11 protein-coding genes and 3 pseudogenes are annotated in these 18,078 nt (G+C 71.1%); 7 read left to right on the top strand and 7 right to left on the bottom strand.

Annotated features, from left to right (window positions below):
• Positions 1-88: 88 nt before the first annotated feature.
• Positions 89-3,628 carry a DNA polymerase III subunit alpha gene (dnaE, locus tag E4N62_RS15135; protein ID WP_230214827.1) on the bottom strand — a complete coding sequence of 1,180 codons (3,540 nt, stop codon included), beginning with the start codon at positions 3,626-3,628 and terminating at the stop codon, positions 89-91.
• A 214-nt stretch (positions 3,629-3,842) separates the two neighbouring features.
• On the opposite strand from dnaE, the gene E4N62_RS15140 reads away from it, so the two are divergent.
• The 3 genes from E4N62_RS15140 (at position 3,843) to E4N62_RS15150 (ending at position 6,834) form a co-directional block, all read left to right on the top strand.
• Positions 3,843-5,192: a DUF2252 domain-containing protein gene (locus E4N62_RS15140; RefSeq protein WP_230214828.1), complete on the top strand. Its 1,350-nt coding sequence runs from the start codon at positions 3,843-3,845 to the stop codon at positions 5,190-5,192.
• Positions 5,193-5,271: 79 nt separating this feature from the next.
• Entirely contained in the window at positions 5,272-5,955 is a 684-nt protein-coding gene (locus tag E4N62_RS15145; protein WP_230214830.1) for a hypothetical protein, read from the top strand.
• 78 nt (positions 5,956-6,033) lie between these two features.
• Entirely contained in the window at positions 6,034-6,834 is an 801-nt protein-coding gene (locus E4N62_RS15150) for a DsbA family protein (protein WP_230214832.1), read from the top strand.
• Positions 6,835-6,917: 83 nt separating this feature from the next.
• Here the strand turns inward: E4N62_RS15150 and E4N62_RS15155 are convergent, their stop codons facing one another.
• Positions 6,918-7,559 carry a hypothetical protein gene (locus E4N62_RS15155; protein WP_230214834.1) on the bottom strand — a complete coding sequence of 214 codons (642 nt, stop codon included), beginning with the start codon at positions 7,557-7,559 and terminating at the stop codon, positions 6,918-6,920.
• 322 nt (positions 7,560-7,881) lie between these two features.
• Between E4N62_RS15155 and E4N62_RS15160 the strand changes: the two genes are divergently transcribed.
• The 3 genes from E4N62_RS15160 (at position 7,882) to E4N62_RS15170 (ending at position 12,947) form a co-directional block, all read left to right on the top strand.
• Entirely contained in the window at positions 7,882-8,988 is a 1,107-nt protein-coding gene (locus tag E4N62_RS15160) for an AAA family ATPase (protein ID WP_230214835.1), read from the top strand.
• 376 nt (positions 8,989-9,364) lie between these two features.
• Positions 9,365-11,089: a helix-turn-helix transcriptional regulator gene (locus tag E4N62_RS15165; RefSeq protein WP_230214836.1), complete on the top strand. Its 1,725-nt coding sequence runs from the start codon at positions 9,365-9,367 to the stop codon at positions 11,087-11,089.
• Positions 11,090-11,270: 181 nt separating this feature from the next.
• Positions 11,271-12,947 (top strand): alkaline phosphatase, encoded by a 1,677-nt coding sequence (locus E4N62_RS15170; protein WP_230214837.1) that lies wholly within the window; start codon positions 11,271-11,273, stop codon positions 12,945-12,947.
• A 13-nt stretch (positions 12,948-12,960) separates the two neighbouring features.
• Here E4N62_RS15170 and E4N62_RS15175 read toward each other — a convergent pair whose 3' ends face one another.
• Both E4N62_RS15175 and E4N62_RS49385 read right to left on the bottom strand, forming a co-directional pair.
• Positions 12,961-13,530, bottom strand: a complete 570-nt coding sequence (locus E4N62_RS15175; protein WP_230214838.1) for a dienelactone hydrolase family protein — start codon at positions 13,528-13,530, stop codon at positions 12,961-12,963.
• A gap of 128 nt (positions 13,531-13,658) precedes the next feature.
• Positions 13,659-13,871 (bottom strand): hypothetical protein, encoded by a 213-nt coding sequence (locus tag E4N62_RS49385; RefSeq protein WP_374116991.1) that lies wholly within the window; start codon positions 13,869-13,871, stop codon positions 13,659-13,661.
• 351 nt (positions 13,872-14,222) lie between these two features.
• Here E4N62_RS49385 and E4N62_RS49390 point away from each other — a divergent pair.
• A pseudogene (locus tag E4N62_RS49390) lies at positions 14,223-14,318 on the top strand (mechanosensitive ion channel domain-containing protein); the annotation flags it as partial.
• Positions 14,319-15,069: 751 nt separating this feature from the next.
• Here E4N62_RS49390 and E4N62_RS15185 read toward each other — a convergent pair.
• From E4N62_RS15185 to E4N62_RS15195, 3 genes and pseudogenes are all read right to left on the bottom strand, one after another.
• Positions 15,070-16,655 (bottom strand): annotated as a pseudogene (locus E4N62_RS15185) (Na+/H+ antiporter).
• Between the two features lie 107 nt (positions 16,656-16,762).
• The gene (locus E4N62_RS15190; protein ID WP_230214842.1) at positions 16,763-17,233 is read right to left on the bottom strand and encodes a GNAT family N-acetyltransferase; all 471 of its coding nucleotides are present in this window, start codon (positions 17,231-17,233) and stop codon (positions 16,763-16,765) included.
• Positions 17,230-18,078, bottom strand: a pseudogene (locus tag E4N62_RS15195) (RluA family pseudouridine synthase); the annotation flags it as partial. The pseudogene E4N62_RS15195 and the gene E4N62_RS15190, both read right to left, overlap by 4 nt.

Raw genomic sequence — 18,078 nt, forward strand, 5'->3', positions numbered from 1 at the left:
CCGAGGGGCGCATCCGGAACTCCGGATGCGCCCCTCGCGCGTTCACGCCCGGCGGACCCCGGGTCCGCCCGAGTCCGCCCCTATCCGCTCAGCCGGCCAGGCAGGACGGTCCGAGCAGTACCTTCAGGTCGCCGAACAGGGCCGGGTCGGGCTTGACCCGGTGCCGGTCGAGGCGGAGGACGGTCGTCCTGGTCGGCCCCTGAAGCCTGATCCGGACCTCGCTGTCGCCCTTGTGGTGGGTGAGGATCTCGCCGAGCCGGCTGACCATGGGCGGGGTGACCCGGGTGGCGGGGATGGTGAGGATCACCGGCGCGTTGGTGCCCGCGTTCGACAGGTCGGGGACCTGCATCTCCATGGCGACCAGCCGCGGCACGTCCTCGCGCTTGTCGAGGCGGCCCTTGACGAACACGACGGCGTCCTCGACGAGTTGCGTGGAGACGAGTTGGTAGGTCGCCGGGAAGAACATGCACTCGATGGAACCGGCGAGGTCCTCGACGGTGGCGATGGCCCAGGCGTTGCCCTGCTTGGTCATCTTGCGCTGGAGGCCCGAGATGATGCCGCCGATGGTGACGACCGCGCCGTCCGCGTGCTCACCGCCGGTGAGCTGGGCGATGCCCGCGTCGGCCTTGTCGGAGAGCACGTGCTCCAGGCCGAAGAGGGGGTGGTCGGAGACGTAGAGACCGAGCATCTCCCGCTCCTGGGCGAGGAGATAGGTCTTGTCCCACTCGTCGGTGGTGAACTCCACGTCGAGCCCGAAGCCCGGCTCGCTGCTGTCGTCCTCGCCCATGCCGCCGAAGAGGTCGAACTGGCCCTCGGCCTCCTTGCGCTTGACCGCGACCACGTTGTCGATCATCGAGTCGAAGTGCGCGGTGAGGCCCTTGCGGGTGTGCCCCATCGTGTCGAACGCGCCCGCCTTGATCAGCGACTCCGTGGTGCGCTTGTTGCAGGCGACCGCCTCGACCTTGTCGAGGTAGTCGGGGAAGGATGCGTACTTCCCCTTGGCCTTGCGGCTGCGGATGATCGACTCGACCACGTTCGTACCGACGTTGCGCACGGCTTCGAGGCCGAAGAGGATCACGTCGTCGCCCTGGGCGGCGAAGTTGTGCTCCGACTCGTTGACGTTCGGCGGGAGCACCTTGATCTTCATGCGCCGGCACTCGTTGAGGTAGACCGCCGACTTGTCCTTGTCGTCCTTGACCGAGGTGAGCAGCGCGGCCATGTACTCGGCCGGGTAGTTGGCCTTGAGGTACGCCGTCCAGTAGGAGACCAGGCCGTACGCGGCGGAGTGGGCCTTGTTGAAGGCGTAGCCGGCGAAGGGGACCAGCACGTCCCACAGGGCCTGGATGGCCTCGTCGCTGTAGCCGTTCTTCTGGGCGCCGGCCTGGAAGATGGTGAAGTTCTTCGCCAGTTCCTCGGGCTTCTTCTTGCCCATCACACGGCGGAGGATGTCGGCCTCGCCGAGCGAGTACCCGGCGATGATCTGGGCGGCCTTCTGCACCTGCTCCTGGTAGACGATCAGGCCGTAGGTGACCGCGAGGACCTCCTGGAGCGGCTCCTCCAGCTCCTTGTGGATCGGGGTGATCTCCTGCCGGCCGTTCTTGCGCTCGGCGTAGTTGATGTGCGAGTTCATGCCCATCGGGCCGGGTCGGTACAGGGCCGAGACGGCGGAGATGTCCTCGAAGTTGTCGGGCTGCATCTGGCGGAGCAGGGAGCGCATCGGGCCGCCGTCGAACTGGAAGACGCCGAGGGTGTCGCCGCGGCAGAGCAGTTCGAAGGTCTTGGGGTCGTCCAGCGGGAGCGAGAGCATCTCCAGGTCGAGGCCCTTGTTGGCCTTCACCATCTTGATGGCGTCGTCCATGATCGTGAGGTTGCGCAGGCCGAGGAAGTCCATCTTCAGCAGGCCGAGCGACTCGCACTGCGGGTAGTCCCACTGGGTGATGGTCACGCCGTCGGTGTGCCGCACCCAGATCGGGGCGTGGTCGACGATGGGCTCGCTGGACATGATCACGCCGGCCGCGTGCACACCCATCTGCCGGACCAGGCCCTCGACGCCCTTGGCGGTGTCGATGACCTTCTTCACGTCCGGTTCGTTCTCGTACATCGCCCGGATCTCGCCCGCCTCGCTGTAGCGCGGGTGGGAGGGGTCGGTGATGCCGTTGAGGTCGATGCCCTTGCCGAGGACGTCGGCGGGCATGGCCTTGGTGAGCCGGTCGCCCATCGCGTACGGGTAGCCCAGCACGCGCGCGGAGTCCTTGATGGCGTTCTTCGCCTTGATCTTGCCGTAGGTGCCGATCATGGCGACCTTGTCGGCGCCGTACTTCTCCGTCACGTACCGGATCACCTCGACGCGCCTGCGCTCGTCGAAGTCGATGTCGACATCGGGCATGGAGATGCGCTCGGGGTTGAGGAACCGCTCGAAGATCAGACCGTGCGGGATCGGGTCGAGGTCGGTGATGCCCATGGCGTACGCGACGATCGAGCCGGCCGCGGAGCCTCGGCCGGGGCCGACCGCGATGCCCTGCTTCTTGGCCCACATGATGAAGTCGGCGACCACGAGGAAGTAGCCCGGGAAGCCCATCGAGATGATGGTGTCCATCTCGTACTCGACCTGCTTCATACGGTCGTCCGGGATGCCGTCCGGGAAGCGGCGGTGCATGCCGCGCATGGTCTCCTCGCGGAACCAGCTGACCTCCGTGTACCCCTCGGGGATGTCGAACTTCGGCATCAGGTTCCGGGCCTCGAACATGCCCGTGGTGTCGATCTGCTCGGCGACCAGCAGGGTGTTGGCGCAGCCCTCCTGCCAGGCGTCCGAGGAGTCGATGGCGTACATCTCGTCCGTGGACTTCAGGTAGTAGCCGGTGCCGTCGAACTTGAAGCGGTCCGGGTCGGAGAGGTTCTTGCCGGTCTGGATGCACAGCAGCGCGTCGTGGGCGGTCGCCTCGTGCGCGTAGGTGTAGTGCGAGTCGTTGGTGACCAGCGGGGGGATGCCGAGCTTCTTGCCGATCTCCAGGAGGCCGTCGCGGACCCGGTGCTCGATCTCGATGCCGTGGTCCATCAGCTCCAGGAAGTACCGGTCCTTGCCGAAGATGTCCTGGTACTCGGCGGCGGACTTCAGGGCCTCGTCGAACTGGCCGAGGCGCAGCCGGGTCTGCAGCTCTCCGGAGGGGCAGCCGGTGGAGGCGATGAGCCCCTCGGACCACTGGGAGATGGTCTCCTTGTCCATCCGGGGCCACTTCTGCAGCCAGCCCTCGGCGTACGCGTCGGAGGAGAGCTTGAAGAGGTTGTGCAGACCGGTCTTGTTCGCCGCCCAGATCGTCTTGTGCGTGTAACCACCCGAACCGGATACATCGTCCCGCTTCTGGTGCGGCTGGCCCCACTGGATCTTGCGCTTGTTGCGGCGGGACTCGGGGGCGACGTACGCCTCGATGCCGATGATCGGGGTGACGCCGGCCTTCTTCGCGGAGTGGAAGAAGTCGTACGCCCCGTGCAGGTTGCCGTGGTCGGACATGGCGATGTGGGTCATGCCCATCTCGTTGCACGCGTCGAACATGTCCTTGAGCCGCGCGGCACCGTCCAGCAGCGAGTACTGGGTGTGGACGTGCAGGTGCGTGAACGGCGGCTTTGACACGGCTTCGGCCTCCAGGGGACACAGGGAAAACAGGCGTGAACGACTTCCCCACGGGCTGCGGACAGTCTGGGGGACAGCGTCGAAGTCTATGCCTCGGAACTGACACGGCGAGGGCTCTCCCCCGTACCTTTCGGGGAGGAGTCGTGGGCACTCCCGTGCGCGCTCGCACGTTGAGAGGTCGACCCACCCGTGATCCATCAGGAGGCACCCAGCGATGTCGGTTCCGCAGCTCGACGACGAGCGACGCGGTGAGCAGATCCTCGCCGTCTTCGACACCGCCTTCGGCCAGCTCCTGGCCGCCGACCCGGCCGCGTTCCGCGTGAAGTTCCGGAAGATGGCGGCCTCGGCCTTCGCGTTCTACCGGGGCACGGCGTGCCTGTTCTACGACGACCTGGAGGCGGAGAACGCCGGGCGGGGTGGCGGGAGCGAAGGTGCCGGCCCGTACCTGGACGAGCGCACCTCGCGGGTGTGGATCCACGGCGACCTGCACGCGGAGAACTTCGGCACGTACATGGACTCCACGGGCCGCCTGATCTTCAACGTGAACGACTTCGACGAGGCCTACGTCGCCCCCTTCACCTGGGACCTGAAGCGCTTCGCCGCCTCCGTGGCGCTCATCGGGTACGCGAAGGCGCTCAGCGACGAGCAGATCACCGAGCTGGTGGAGACCTACGCGGCCGCCTACCGCGAGCGGATCCACGCCATAGCGACCGGCGCCAAGCAGGACGAGGTGCCCCCGTTCACGCTGGACACCGCCCAGGGCCCGCTGCTGGACGCGCTGCGCGACGCCCGCTCGCTGACCCGCTTCGGCCTGCTGGACTCGATGACGGAGATCCGCGACTTCGAGCGCCGGTTCGCGCCGGGCGGCGGCTCCATCGAGCTGGACGCGGCCACCCGCTACAAGGTGCTGGCCGCCTTCGACGGCTATCTGGAGACGCTCCCCGAGTCGTCCCTGACCCGCCCGGACTCCTACCGGGTGAAGGACGTCGTCGGCCGCCGGGGCATCGGCATCGGCTCGGCGGGGCTGCCGTCGTACAACATCCTGCTGGAGGGGCAGAGCGACGCCCTGGAGAACGACGTCGTGATCTACATCAAGCAGGCCCAGACCCCCGCCGTCTCCCGGCACATCACCGACCAGCGCATCCGTGACTACTTCGAGCACGAGGGCCACCGCACGGTGATCTCCCAGCGGGCGCTGCAGGCGCACGCGGACCCGTGGCTGGGCTGGACCGAGCTGGACGGCGCCGGACAGCTGGTCGCCGAGGTGTCGCCGTACGCGGTCGACCTGGACTGGAGCGACATCGACGACCCGGAGGAGATCGCGGCGGTCGTAGCCGACCTCGGCCGGGCCACGGCCACGATGCACGCGGCGGCGGACGACCTGACCGGGCAGTCCCTGGTGCCGTTCTCCACGGAGCGGGCCATCGACGCGGCGATCGCGGCCGACGAGGAGGGCTTCGCGCCGCTCCTGGTGGACTTCGCCCACGCGTACGGGGCTCGGGCACGTGCGGACCACCAGATCTTCGTCGACCTCTTCCGCAACGGCCGGATCCCCGGTCTGTAGCCGCCCCACATCCCCGTCGGGCACTCACAGGGGCCTTTTAGCGGTCCCTTACGGGTGTCCGTGGGAGACTCTCCACGCCATGGACATATCCGGGACCCACTTCAGAGCCGTACGCGCGGCGCTGTTCACGGCTGTCGTCGTGACGCTCGGCACCGCGTCGCACGTGCTGCTGTCCGGGGTCCCGCTCCCGCTGACCGCCGTCGCCGCGATCACCGCCGCCGTCTTCGCCGTCTCGTACGCGCTGGCCGGCCGTGAGCGCGGCTTCGGGCGGATCGCCTCCGTACTGATCCCGCTGGAGCTGGCCGCCGACACGGTGTTCACCGCGGGCCAGCACGCCTGTTACGGCGAGGCGGGCGGTCCGGTCACCGGTCCGCTGCGGCAGCTCGGGCTCGATGTGCTGTGCGGCGGCAGTGTCGGCGCACCGCTGGCGCGGGTCACCGGCGGCTCCGGGCGGGCTGCCGCGCTGCTGGCCGGCGCCGGTCCGACCGCCGCCTGGCTGCTGCTCGCCGCGCATGTCGGCGTGGGGCTGCTGGCCGCCGCCTGGCTACGCCGGGGCGAGCGGGCGCTGGCCCAGCTGCTGGACGCCGCGGTCGCCGCCGGTTTCCGGCCGCTGCTGCTCGCGGTCGCCTCCGTCCTGGTGCGGCCCGCCCCGGCGGAGCACCGGCCGCGGCGCGTGGCGGACCGTACGGCCACCGCCCGCACCCTTCTCTTCGCCCATTCCCTGGGACGGCGTGGACCGCCGTGCTCGGTCACCTTCGCGTGACCGCCTTCCGAGCACGAGCACATCCCCGTCCTACCCATCCGCGCACACCGGGTGCGCGTTTCCCAGGGAGTCACCCTTATGAGCAAGCGGAACAGCAACGCGGCGAAGTCGGCGGCCCGTGAGCGGCTGCGTCTGGAGCGCGAGCGTCAGGCCAAGCGCGCGAAGGTCAGGCGTCAGGCGATCGTGGCGTCGTCGATCGTCGCGGTTCTCGCGATAGCGGGCGGCGTCGGTTACGCCGTCGTCCAGAACAGCAAGCCCACTGAGTGGGAGGCGGCGGCCGACGCCACGGTGGTCGCCCCCGCCAACACCTCGGGCAAGAACGGCACCACCGTCCTGATCGGCGACTCCACGTCCGACAACGTGGTCCATCTGTACGAGGACCCGCGCTGCCCGGCCTGCGCCAGCTTCGAGCAGACCGTCGGCGAGACCGTCGACAAGGGCATGGAGGACGGCGACTACAAGCTCTCCTTCACCCTCGGCACCTTCCTGGACGGCAACCTCACCGGCGAGGGCTCGAAGAACGCGCTGAGCGCGCTCGGCGCCGCCCTGGACGTCAGCCCCGAGGCGTTCCTCGACTACAAGGCCGCGCTGTACTCCGCGAAGTACCACCCGTCGGAGTCGACCGACGAGTTCGCCAAGGACAGCTATCTGATCAAGGTCGCGAACACCGTCGACGCGCTGAAGAACAACAAGAAGTTCCAGGACGCGGTCGAGAAGGGCACCTACGACGCCTGGGCGATGCGGATGAGCAAGTCCTTCGACGACGCCGAGGGGGTCGACTCGACCCCGACCATCAAGATCAACGACAAGACGATCACCAGCCCCTCCTCGGTCGCGGACTGGGAGAAGGCGCTCAAGGACGCGGGCGTCACCAAGTAGGCACCGCGCCGAGCACAGGGCGGGTGGGTGCCCGGGGACCGGCCCCCGGGCACCCACCCGCCCATCTCGCGCTACGGCTACGGCTACGGCGCGATGTACGGCTTGATCCGCTTCCGGTAGTCCTCGGGCCGGACCTCGTTGTAGTACTTGTCGGCGTCCTCGTCGTCCGAGGAGGTGAAGATGTAGGCCGGGCACTCGTCGGACTCGGCCTTGCCGCTGTGCGCGTACTGCTCCTTGCCGGTGCGCGCCTCGACGACCCGCAGCCGGTACGAGGTGTTGTACGTCTTGATCTTCAGCGGCTTGCCGTCGGCCTCCATGTCACAGACCTTGCCGGTCGCGGTGGCCTTGGTGCGCTCGAGGCAGACGACCAGCTCCGTCTGGGCCGGCTTGTCCTCGTAGCCGAGGAACCAGCCCTTGGGGAAGTCGCCGTCGACGGGCACGCTGCTGTTCCAGCCGTCACCGGTGCTGTTCATGAGCTGCGCCGGGTGCACCGTCTTCTTCGTACGGTCGTAGGCCGGCAGTCCCGCGAAGCCGAGTCCGTCCGTGCAGACCCGCTCCAGGTCCTGGGTGGTCACTGGAACCTCCGGTTCGTCGGCGGCGGCACCGGCGGACGACCCGCCGCCACTGCCTCCCCCGCTGCTCCCGGTACTCCCGGTGGATGACGAGCACCCGCACAGGACCACGCCCAGCACTCCGGCGGCGACCCACACCCGGGCACGCTGCATCGACGACCTCCCTGCCGCAAAATGAAAAGAAGCAGGCAGGGCATGTCCCCCGGGTCATGCCCTGTCCCCCCTGCCCTGCCGAGACATCAGCGTGCCGGACTCCGGGGCGCCGGGTATCGGGGAAGAACCCCCATGTAGTCGTGCGGCCCCTGTGCAACCGAGGGCTACTCTGTACGCGCCTCGATGACGCGTGCGAGGAATTGCCGGCGGGGTGTCGTGCGGGGGCGGCGCCCCTGACGCATACCGGGGGGACGTACGCGAGGCGTACGGGGGCGTGCGGGGCTTGCCACGACCATCCCAACAGGGCGCAGGGGGCCTGGAGTTGCCGTCTTTCTCTTTGGATCCGTCGTTCTCCGCGGAGCCGTCGTTCTCGTCGCTGTCCTCGCCCGCCCTGATCGGCCGGGAGGCGGAGCGCGAGCTTCTGGCGGCCGTCGTCCGGGCGGCCCGGGACGGGCGGGGTTCGTCGGTCTTCGTGCTGGGCGAGCCCGGCATCGGCAAGTCCCGGCTCGTCGAGGAAGCCGCGTCCGCCGCCGCGCACGCCGGGGCGCGTGTCCTGCGCGGACGAGCCGCGTCCGCCGGGCGCGCGGTGCCGCTGCGCCCTCTGGCGGAGGCCGTGTTCTCCGGGTTACGGGGCGACGGGGCGCCCTCGGACGGTGAACTGGGCCTCTATGAACCGTTGTTGACACGGCTCTGCGGGCTGGCACCACAGGACGGCGCGCCCCTCGTCGGATACGCCGAGGCGGTGCTGCGGCTGCTGCAGGTCCTCGGCCGGGACGGCAGCTGCGTCCTGGTGCTGGAGGACCTGCACGACGCGGACGCCGACACGCTCGCCATCGTCGACTACCTGACGGACAACCTCGCCGGGCAGCGGACGGTCCTGCTGGCGACCCTGCGCGGCGAGTCCGGCCCGGCGCTCGACCTCGCCGGGGCCGCCACGTCCCGTCGTACGGCCCGGACCGTCCGCCTCGCCCGTCTCGGGCCGGCCGGCACCGCCGAGCTGGCTGCCCGCTGTCTGGGCCATGACTCCGCCGAGGACGTCCCGACCGCGGTACTGGACCGGCTGCACACCGTGTCCGAGGGCGTCCCCTTCGTCGTGGAGGAGCTGCTGCGCGCCATGGTCGACGGCGGCGGTCTCGTCCGGGGCGGGGACTCCCGCTGGACAGTGACCGGCTCCCTCGACGCCGGGGTCCCCGCCACCGTCGCCGCCGCCGTCCTGCAACGCGTGGACCAGCTGCCGCCCGCCGGTGTCGCCCTCCTGGAGGCGGCGGCGGTCCTCGGCCGGCGCTTCCCCGTCGACGTCGCCGCCCGCGCCGCCGGCCTGGACCGCGCCACCGCCCTCGCCCAACTCCGTCGCGCCTCCCACGCCCACCTCGTCTCCGGCGCCACCACCCCGCCGACCCCGGCTGGCACAGCTTCCGCCACGCCCTGACGGCCGATGCCATCGCCCACCGCCTGCTCCCCGCCGAACGGGCGGCCCTGTGTCTGGCGGCGGCGGACGCGATCGAGGGGGCGTGGGGGCGGGCGAGGCGGAACCGGGCCCCGACGGGACGTACGCCGCCCGGGTATCCCGACACGCCCGCACGACCCGAGCCCACCGGCCCCCGACACGCCGAGCCCGGACAACGCCCGCGCCTCGAAGTCACCCGGCACACCGGCCAACGGCACCGCGTCCCCGGCCGACCTCCCCGACACACCGAAGCGCGCCCCCACCACCCCTCGGTGAGGACGCCGGTGACGCCGGCGACGATCTGTACCGGCTCGCCGCGGAGCTGTGTGTCGCCGGGGGACGGCCCGCGCGGGCGGCCGTGCTGCTCGCCCGGGCCGGTCGGCAGGCCGTCGCGCGGGGCGCGCTGCTGACCGCCGTCGAACTCCTCGACCGGGGCCTGGAACTGATCGCCGACACGCCGGACGCGCCGCCCGAGGCCGTCGCCCGGCTGCTGGAGGAACTGCTCGGCACGCTCGTCCTCACCGGCGACGTACGGCGCGTACCCGAACTCGGTGACCGGCTGGACCGTGTCCTGACGGTGTCCGGCGCGCCGGCCGGCCGTCGGGCGGTGGGCTTCCTCACCCGGGCCCGGGCCGCGGCGACCGCCCAGCAGTGGGAGGAGGGCCTGACCGCCGTGCAACGGGCGAGGGACCTGCTCGGCGACACGCCCGACCCGGCGTCCCGCGCCGCGCTGGACGCGGTCGCCGCCCACCTCGTGCTCAACTCGCAGCGCCCGGACCGACTGGAGAGCGCCCGCGCGCTCGCGGAGGGCGCCGTCGCGACCGCCGAGGAGGTGGGCCTGCCGGAGGTGGCGTGCAAGGCGCTCAACATGCTCGGCTACTGCCTGCGCCCCCGGGACCTGGGCGAGGCGGAGGACGCGTTCGCCCGGCTGGTCGCCACCGCCGAGACACACGCGCTGCCGGTGTGGCGGATCCGCGGTCTGCTGGAACTGGGCGTGCTCGACCGCGTCAGATTCACCGGCACGGACCGGCTGCTCGCCGCGCGCGGGGCCGCCGAGGACACCGGCGCGGTGCTCATGACCGCCTGGGCCGACATGCATCTGACCCTCGCCCACATTCTGCGCGACGAACAGGACCGGGCCACGGAGTCCGCGCGTCGCCTCCGGGAGACGGCAGGCCGACTGCGGTTGCGCGAGGTGGAGTTGATCGGCGCCGGCGTGGACGGCATCATCGCCGCCTCGCTCGGGGAGCGCGAGAAGCTCGACGCGACCCTGCGCACGCTGGAGCGCGCGCTCGCCGGGCGCAGCGCCGGGGCGCTCTGGGGGTACGCCGACACCTCCGTGTGGGGCTGGGCCCAGGGCATCTGCTCCCTGCTGCGGGAGGAACCCGACCGCGCGCTGGCCGAGTTCACCGAGGCGGACGCCGTCATGCGGGCCCTGCCCAGCACCCGTGGCGTCACCGGTTTCCTCGGCCCGTACCTCCTGCTGCGCACCCTGCACGGCACGGCCGACTGGGGCGAACTCGACGGTCCCGCCGCCGAACGGCTCGCCCAGGTCCACTGGGACCACCCCTTCGCCGGCTGGTCCCGGGCCGTCCTGCTGGGCCGTGAAGGACGGACGGCCGAGGCGGCCAAGACGGCGGAGGAAGCGCTGACCGGCACCGCCACGATCCCGCTGGCCGCCCACCTCTGCATGCGGCTGGGCGCCCGGGCCGCGCTCGTCGACGGCTGGGGCCGGCCCGTCGAATGGCTGCGCGCCGCCGAGCAGTTCTTCCACGAGCGGGGCACCACCCGCGTGTCCGCCGCGTGCCGCGCCCTGCTGCGCGACGCCGGCTCCCCCGTGCCGCGCCGCCGCCAGGGCCACGACACGATCCCGGGAGAACTGCGCCGCGTGGGGGTGACCGCCCGGGAGTACGAGGTGCTGCGTCTGCTCGCCGCCCGGCTCGGCAACCAGGAGATCGCCGAGCATCTCTTCCTTTCCCCCCGCACGGTCGAGAAGCACCTCGCCAGCCTCCGCCACCGCACCGACAGCGCCGACCGCGCGGCCCTGATCGCCCTGGCCAGACGTTACGCCGAGGACCGGTGACCGACGCGGGCGCGCCCTCACCGAAGCACTGACAACCCCTCACGACGACCGCCCACTTGGGCGGTGTTCGTCCGCTCCCTCCATGCGCGATCCGACGAACAGCGCACGACCGTCTGAACATTGAGCAGATTTCGGACTTCCGTCTTACATCCAGCCGTACCCATCAGTAATCTCATCGGCCGTGACCAGTCGCAGATCTCACTCCAGACCCGACTCCCCCACCCAGCCCACGAGTTCGTCCGCCCCGAGCCGCCGTACGGTGGTCAAGGCGGCCACGGCCGGAGCCGTCCTCGCGGTACCGCTGGCGGCCGCGATACCGGCGCGCGCGGCCGAGTCCCCCGCCTTCCTGCACGGGGTCGCCTCCGGTGATCCGCTGCCCGACGGTGTCCTGCTGTGGACCCGGGTGACGCCCACCGCCGCCGCGCTGCCCGGCTCCGGTGTCGGCCCGGACGTCGAGGTGGGCTGGACCGTCGCCCTGGACAAGGCGTTCACCCACGTCGTCGCCAAGGGTTCGACGACCGCGAGCGCCTCCTCCGACCACACCGTCAAGGCGGACGTACGCGGCCTCGCGCCCGCCACGGACTACTGGTTCCGTTTCTCGGCCGGCGGCACCGACTCCCCGGCCGCCCGCACCCGCACCGCCCCGGCCGCCGACGCCGCCGTCACCGGCCTGCGCTTCGGCGTGGTGTCCTGCGCCAACTGGGAGGGCGGCTACTTCGCGGCCTACCGTCATCTCGCCGCGCGCGGCGACCTGGACGCGTGGCTCCACCTCGGCGACTACATCTACGAGTACGGCACCGGCGAGTACGGCACCCGCGACAAGGTCGTACGACCCCACGCGCCCGCCCACGAGATCCTCTCCCTCGCCGACTACCGCGTCCGGCACGCCCGTTACAAGACCGACCCGGACCTCCAGGCCCTGCACGCGGCCGCGCCGGTCGTCGCCATCTGGGACGACCACGAGATCGCGAACGACGCCTGGTCGGGCGGCGCCGAGAACCACACCGAGGGCGCGGAGGGCGCCTGGGTGGCCCGTTCGTCGGCGGCCAAGCAGGCCTACTTCGAGTGGATGCCGGTGCGCCCGGCGGTAGCGGGCACCACCTACCGGCGGCTGCGCTTCGGCAAGCTCGTCGACCTCTCCCTCCTCGACCTGCGTTCCTTCCGGTCGCAGCAGGTGGGCATAGGCGACGGCGAGGTCGACGACCCGGACCGTACGCTGACGGGCCGGACCCAGCTCGACTGGCTGAAGGCCGGGCTCAAGTCCTCCGACACGACCTGGCGCCTGGTCGGCAACTCGGTGATGATCGCCCCGTTCGCCCTCGGCAACCTCACCGCCGACCTCTTCGAACCGCTCGCCGAGCTGCTCGGTCTGCCGAAGGAGGGGCTCGCGCTCAACCCGGACCAGTGGGACGGCTACACCGACGACCGCCGCGAACTCCTCGCCCATCTGCGGCAGAACGCCATCCGCAACACCGTCTTCCTCACCGGCGACATCCACATGGCCTGGGCCAACGACGTGCCGGTCAACGCCGGTACGTACCCGCTGTCGGCCTCCGCCGCCACCGAGTTCGTCGTCACGTCGGTCACCTCCGACAACCTCGACGACCTCGTCAAGGTCCCCGAGGGCACCGCCTCCGCCGTGGCCTCCCCGCTGATCCGCGCCGCCAACCGGCACGTCCACTGGGTCGACACCGACCGGCACGGCTACGGCGTCCTGGACATCACCGCCGCACGGGCGCAGATGGACTTCTACGTCCTGTCCGACCGCACCAAGGCCGACGCGACCTCGTCCTGGGCGCGGTCGTACCGGACGCGGAGCGGGACGCAGAAGGTGGAGCGGACGTACGACCCCGTGTGATCCCGCCCGGGCCTCAGAGGGTTTCGAGGAAGCCGAGAGCCACGTGCCAGGTGGCCTCGGCGGCCTCCTCGTCGTAGTCGGGGAGGTCGGGGTCGGTGTAGAGGTGGCCGGCGCCGGCGTAGCGGTAGACCTCGACGTCGGCACCGGCCTTGCGCATCTGCAGATACCAGGCGCTCAGCCAGTCGTCGGGCTCGAAGGGGTCGGGCTCGGCGACGTGCAGTTGAACGGGCAGCTCGTCCACGGAGGCACTGGCGGCGATGTCCGACGTGCCGTGCAGGAGCAGCAGTCCGCGCGCGTTCTTGTCGCCCAGGGCGAGGGTCTGTGCGACGGCGGCACCGAGCGAGAAGCCGGCGTAGACGAGCCCTCGCTCCGAATAGGGCGCGGCCGCCAGGACCGCCCGCTTGAGGAGCTCTTCCCGGCCCAGTTCCTCGTTGAGGTCCCTGCCCTCCTCGACCGTGTCGAACGTCCGGCCGTCGAAGAGGTCGGGGGTCCACACCTCGTGACCGGCGTCACGCAGCCGGTCCGCCGCCCGGCGCACGGCGGGCCGCAGACCGTAGATCGAGTGGAAGAGCATGATGTTCATGGGGCCATGGTGCCAGCCGGGGCCGACAACGGGTCCGCCGCCCGGCCCCGGCACCCGCACCCAGAGCGCGGCCGAAGTCACATGTTCATGACCCCGCGCGGCCGGTTACGTTCGAAGGCATGGAGAACCTACTCCGCCCATTGATCGTCATCGGTGGCTCGGTCGTCCTCACGCTGCTCATCGGCTGGACGACCGATCTGCTGCTGCGCAAAGCGGACCAGCGTCACCACGAAACTCCCTTGTGGGGCCTGCTGCGCCGCGGTCGCATCCCCTACCAGCTGGTCCTGTGCGCGGCCTTCCTCAGAGCGTCGTACGACGAGGCGCAGCTGCTGGAGCAGCACCGCACCGCCATCGGCCGCACCCTCACGCTGGTGCTGATCGGCGCCACGGCCTGGCTGGTGATCCGCATCGCGGCCGCGATAGTGGAGACGACGTACAGCCGTTACGCGCGCGCCCACCGCGATCCGGCCCGGGTGCGCCGGGTTCGGACCCAGGTGACGCTCATCATGCGGGTCGTCTCGGCGATCGTCGGTGTGGTGGCCGCGGCCGCGATGCTGCTGACGTTCCCGGCGATGCGCGCGGCCGGCGCCTCACTGCTGGCCTCGGCCGGGCTCCTGGGCATCGTCGCCGGTATCGCCGCGCAGTCCACGCTGAGCAACCTCTTCGCCGGGCTGCAGATCGCCTTCGGCGACATGGTCCGCCTCGGTGACGTGGTCGTGGTGGAGGGCGAGTGGGGCACGGTCGACGAGATCACCCTCACGTTCCTGACGGTCCGCACCTGGGACGAGCGCCGGATCACGATGCCGGTGTCGTACTTCACCTCGAAGCCGTTCGAGAACTGGTCCCGGGGCGGCGCGCAGATGACCGGCACGGTCTTCCTGCACGTGGACCACGCCGCGCCGCTGGCCGCGATGCGCGAGCGGCTGCGCGACATCCTGCGTTCCTGCCCCGCCTGGGACGGCCGCCACTACGACCTGACGGTCACGGACTCGACGCCCTCGACCATGGAGGTCCGCGCCCTCGTCACCGCCAAGGACCCGGACGACCTGTGGACCGTCCGCGTCTCCGTCCGCGAGCAGCTCATCCACTGGCTCACCGAGACCCACCCCTACGCCCTCCCCGCGTCAACACCGCCGACGCGGTCCTCCCCCGACCCACCCCCACTCCCACCCCCACTCCCACTCCCACAACGGCGACGGCGACGGCGACGGCACGGCCCCTCGCATCAACCGAGCCCGAGTCCACGAGCCCCCGAGGACCCCGGGCAGAGGCTGAACACTCCTCACACCGACCCACCAGTGGGGCGGCCCCGAACCCGGAGCCGCCCCACACCCACGTCCCACAACGAACCCGCAACCGTCAACGGCGACCAATCCCCACAAGAAGCCCGCACCTTTCCACCAAGGAGCCACGGGCGGTGCGCGGGTGGGCAACGTCTTGAACCCGCAGCCGCCGACGGCGACAAGCCCCCACAGGAGACCCGCACTTCACCATCAAGGAGTCACGGGCGGGCGCGGGTGGGCAAAGGGGCCGCCCAGCTCACCGCAGGCTCCGCACATCCAAATGCCGCAACACCCGATCCACCACCTCAGGATCCGCCCCCGCCTCACTCCGCGCCGCCAGCACCTCATGCCGAGCCGCGCTCAACATCTCCCCTGGATCCGCCGCATCCGGCGAAGCCGCCGCACCCGCTGCTCATGCCCCTCGCGGCGCTCCTCCTCCCCCACCTCCGGACTGATCCGCACCCCGATCTCGAAGGCCCGCCGCAGCAGCCGCTCGGACATCTCCTCCGGCAGCTCCTCCGTCTCCTCGATCTCCTTCAGCCGCCGCTTCGCCGCCTTCGCCGCCCGCACGGCCAATGCCTTCTCGAACCGCTTCCCGACCCCTTCGTCCGCCCGCACCCCCAGCCACCGCACCAGCCGCGGCAGCGTCAGCCCCTGCAGCACCAACGTCGCCATGATCACCCCGAACGCGATGAACACGATCTCGTCCCGGTCCGGGAACGGCGCCCCACTGTCCGTCTCCAACGGAATCGCCAGCGCCAGCGCCACGGACGCCACCCCCCGCATCCCCGACCACCACATCACCACGGTCTCGCGCCACGACATCGGGATCTCCTCGTCGTAGTCCCGCTTCGCGTGCAACCGCCGCGCCAGCCAGGTCGCCGGCAGCAACCACAGCAGCCGTACGAGCACGACGACGGCCACGACGGCCGCCGCCCAGCCGAGCATCTCGCCCCACCGCCCCGACGCCGTACGGATCGCGTTGTACAGCTCCAGCCCGATCAGCCCGAAGGCGACACCGGTGACCAGCGTGTCCACGACGTCCCAGACCGTGTGCCCGGCGAGCCGCGTCAGGACGTCGTCCGCGCCGAGCGCGTACTCCGCGAGGAACAACGCGGTCGTGAGCACCGCGAGCACCCCGGACCCGTGGAGCTCCTCGGCCATCACGTACGACGCGTACGGCACGAGCAGGGTCAGCCCGATCTGCAGCGTCGCGTCCTCCAGGAAGTCCATCAGCTTGTTGGCCGCCCAGCCGAGCCCGATGCCCACGGCGAGGGCGACGACGGCGGACAGCACGAGCTGGAGCGCGGCGCTGGGCCAGGAGAACGATCCGCTGACGACGGCGGCGATGGCCACGTGGTAGAGCACGATGGCGGTGACGTCGTTGAAGAGGCCCTCGCCCTCCAGTATCGACACCAGTCGGCGCGGCAGCCCGAGTTGCCCGGCCACGGCGGTCGCCGCCACCGGGTCGGGCGGCGCGACGAGGGCGCCGAGCGCCACGGCCGCCGCGATGGGCAGTCCGGGCACGATCGCGTGCGCCATGGCGGCCACCGCGGCCGTGGTCACGAACACCAGGGCCACGGCCAGCAGGAGGATCGGCCGCAGGTTCGCCGTGAACTGCCGCCAGGAGGTCCGCCGGACCGCCGCGTACAGCAGCGGCGGCAACAGCAGCGGCAGGATGAGGTCCGGCGGGATCTCCACGTTGGGCACGAACCCGGGGATGGCCAGCGCGATACCGAGCAAGGTCATCAGCACCGGCGCGGGCAGCTTCAGCCGCTCCCCCACCGGCACACTGACCACGGCCCCCACCAGCAGGACGAAGAACAGGGCCAACTGATCCATGGGGGCGCTCCGCTGGTGCTGGACGATCACGACCGACCGGATGCCCCGGGTGCCCCACCCGCACCACGCAACGCTAAGGCCTGCACCGCGTCAAAGCCTGCGCCACATCAAAGCCTGCGCCGCATCGCGCGATGAGGTATGCCCGCGTCCAGGAACTCCGGTCCGTACGCCGCATACCCCAGCCGCTCGTAGAAACCCAGCGCGTGTGTCTGCGCCCCCAGGTCCACCTCGGTCAGCCCGCGCTCCCGGGCCGCCTCCTCGACGGCCCGCACCAGCGCGACCCCGACGCCCAGCCCTCGGGCCTCCGGCACGACCGCGAGCCGCCCCAGGGACCCGACCCCGAACCCCCTCCGGTCTTGCAGGCGGCGGCCTCCCTGCAGCCGCCCGGCCCCGAGGGGCACCCCGTCGTCCCGTACGGCGAGGACGTGCACGGCCCCGGCGTCGTACGCGTCGTACTCCAGGTCCTCCGGCACCCCCTGCTCGACGACGAAGACCTCCTTGCGCACCGCGAAGCACGCCTCGCGATCGCCGGGGCCGTCGGCGACGCGCACCTCGTAGGACACCGGTACGGGGCTCACGCGTACGTCTCCTCCCGGACCTTGTCCAGGGCCTTCTGCAGATCCGCCGGGTAGTCGCACTCGAACTCGACCCAGCTCCCGTCCCCGGGGTGCTCGAAGCCGAGCCGGACGGCCTGCAGCCACTGGCGGGTGATGCCGAGCCGCTTGGCGAGCGTCGGATCGGCGCCGTACGTCAGGTCGCCGACGCAAGGGTGCCGGTGGGCGGACATGTGGACGCGGATCTGGTGGGTGCGCCCGGTCTCCAGCTTGATGTCGAGCAGGGAGGCGGCACGGAACGCCTCGATGAGGTCGTAGTGCGTGACCGACGGCTTGCCCTCGGCGGTGACGGCCCACTTGTAGTCGTGGTTCGGATGCCGTCCGATGGGCGCGTCGATGGTGCCGCTCGTCGGGTCGGGTGGCCCTGGACCAGCGCGTGGTACCGCTTGTCGACCGTCCGCTCCTTGAACTGGCGCTTCAGGGAGGTGTACGCGTACTCCGACTTGGCGACCACCATGAGGCCCGAGGTGCCCACGTCGAGCCGGTGCACGATGCCCTGGCGCTCGGCGGCACCGGACGTCGAGATCCGGTACCCGGCGGCAGCAGCCGCCGATCACGGTGGGCCCGGACCAGCCGGGGCTGGGGTGCGCGCCCACCCGACCGGCTTGACACGACCACGTCGTCGTCGTCGTGCACGATCTCCATGCCCTCGACCGGCTCGGCGACGACCTGCACCGGGGCGGGCGCCTGCGGCATCTCGACCTCCAGCCAGGCCCGCCGTGCGCCCGCTCCGACTTGCCGACCACCGACCCGTCGACCGTGACCTTCCCGCGGCGGCGAGCTCGGCCGCCTTGTGCGGGAGAAGCCGA

The sequence above is a fragment of the Streptomyces sp. MNU76 genome (genome assembly GCF_020982545.1).
In the GTDB taxonomy this organism is placed as follows: Bacteria; Actinomycetota; Actinomycetes; order Streptomycetales; family Streptomycetaceae; genus Streptomyces.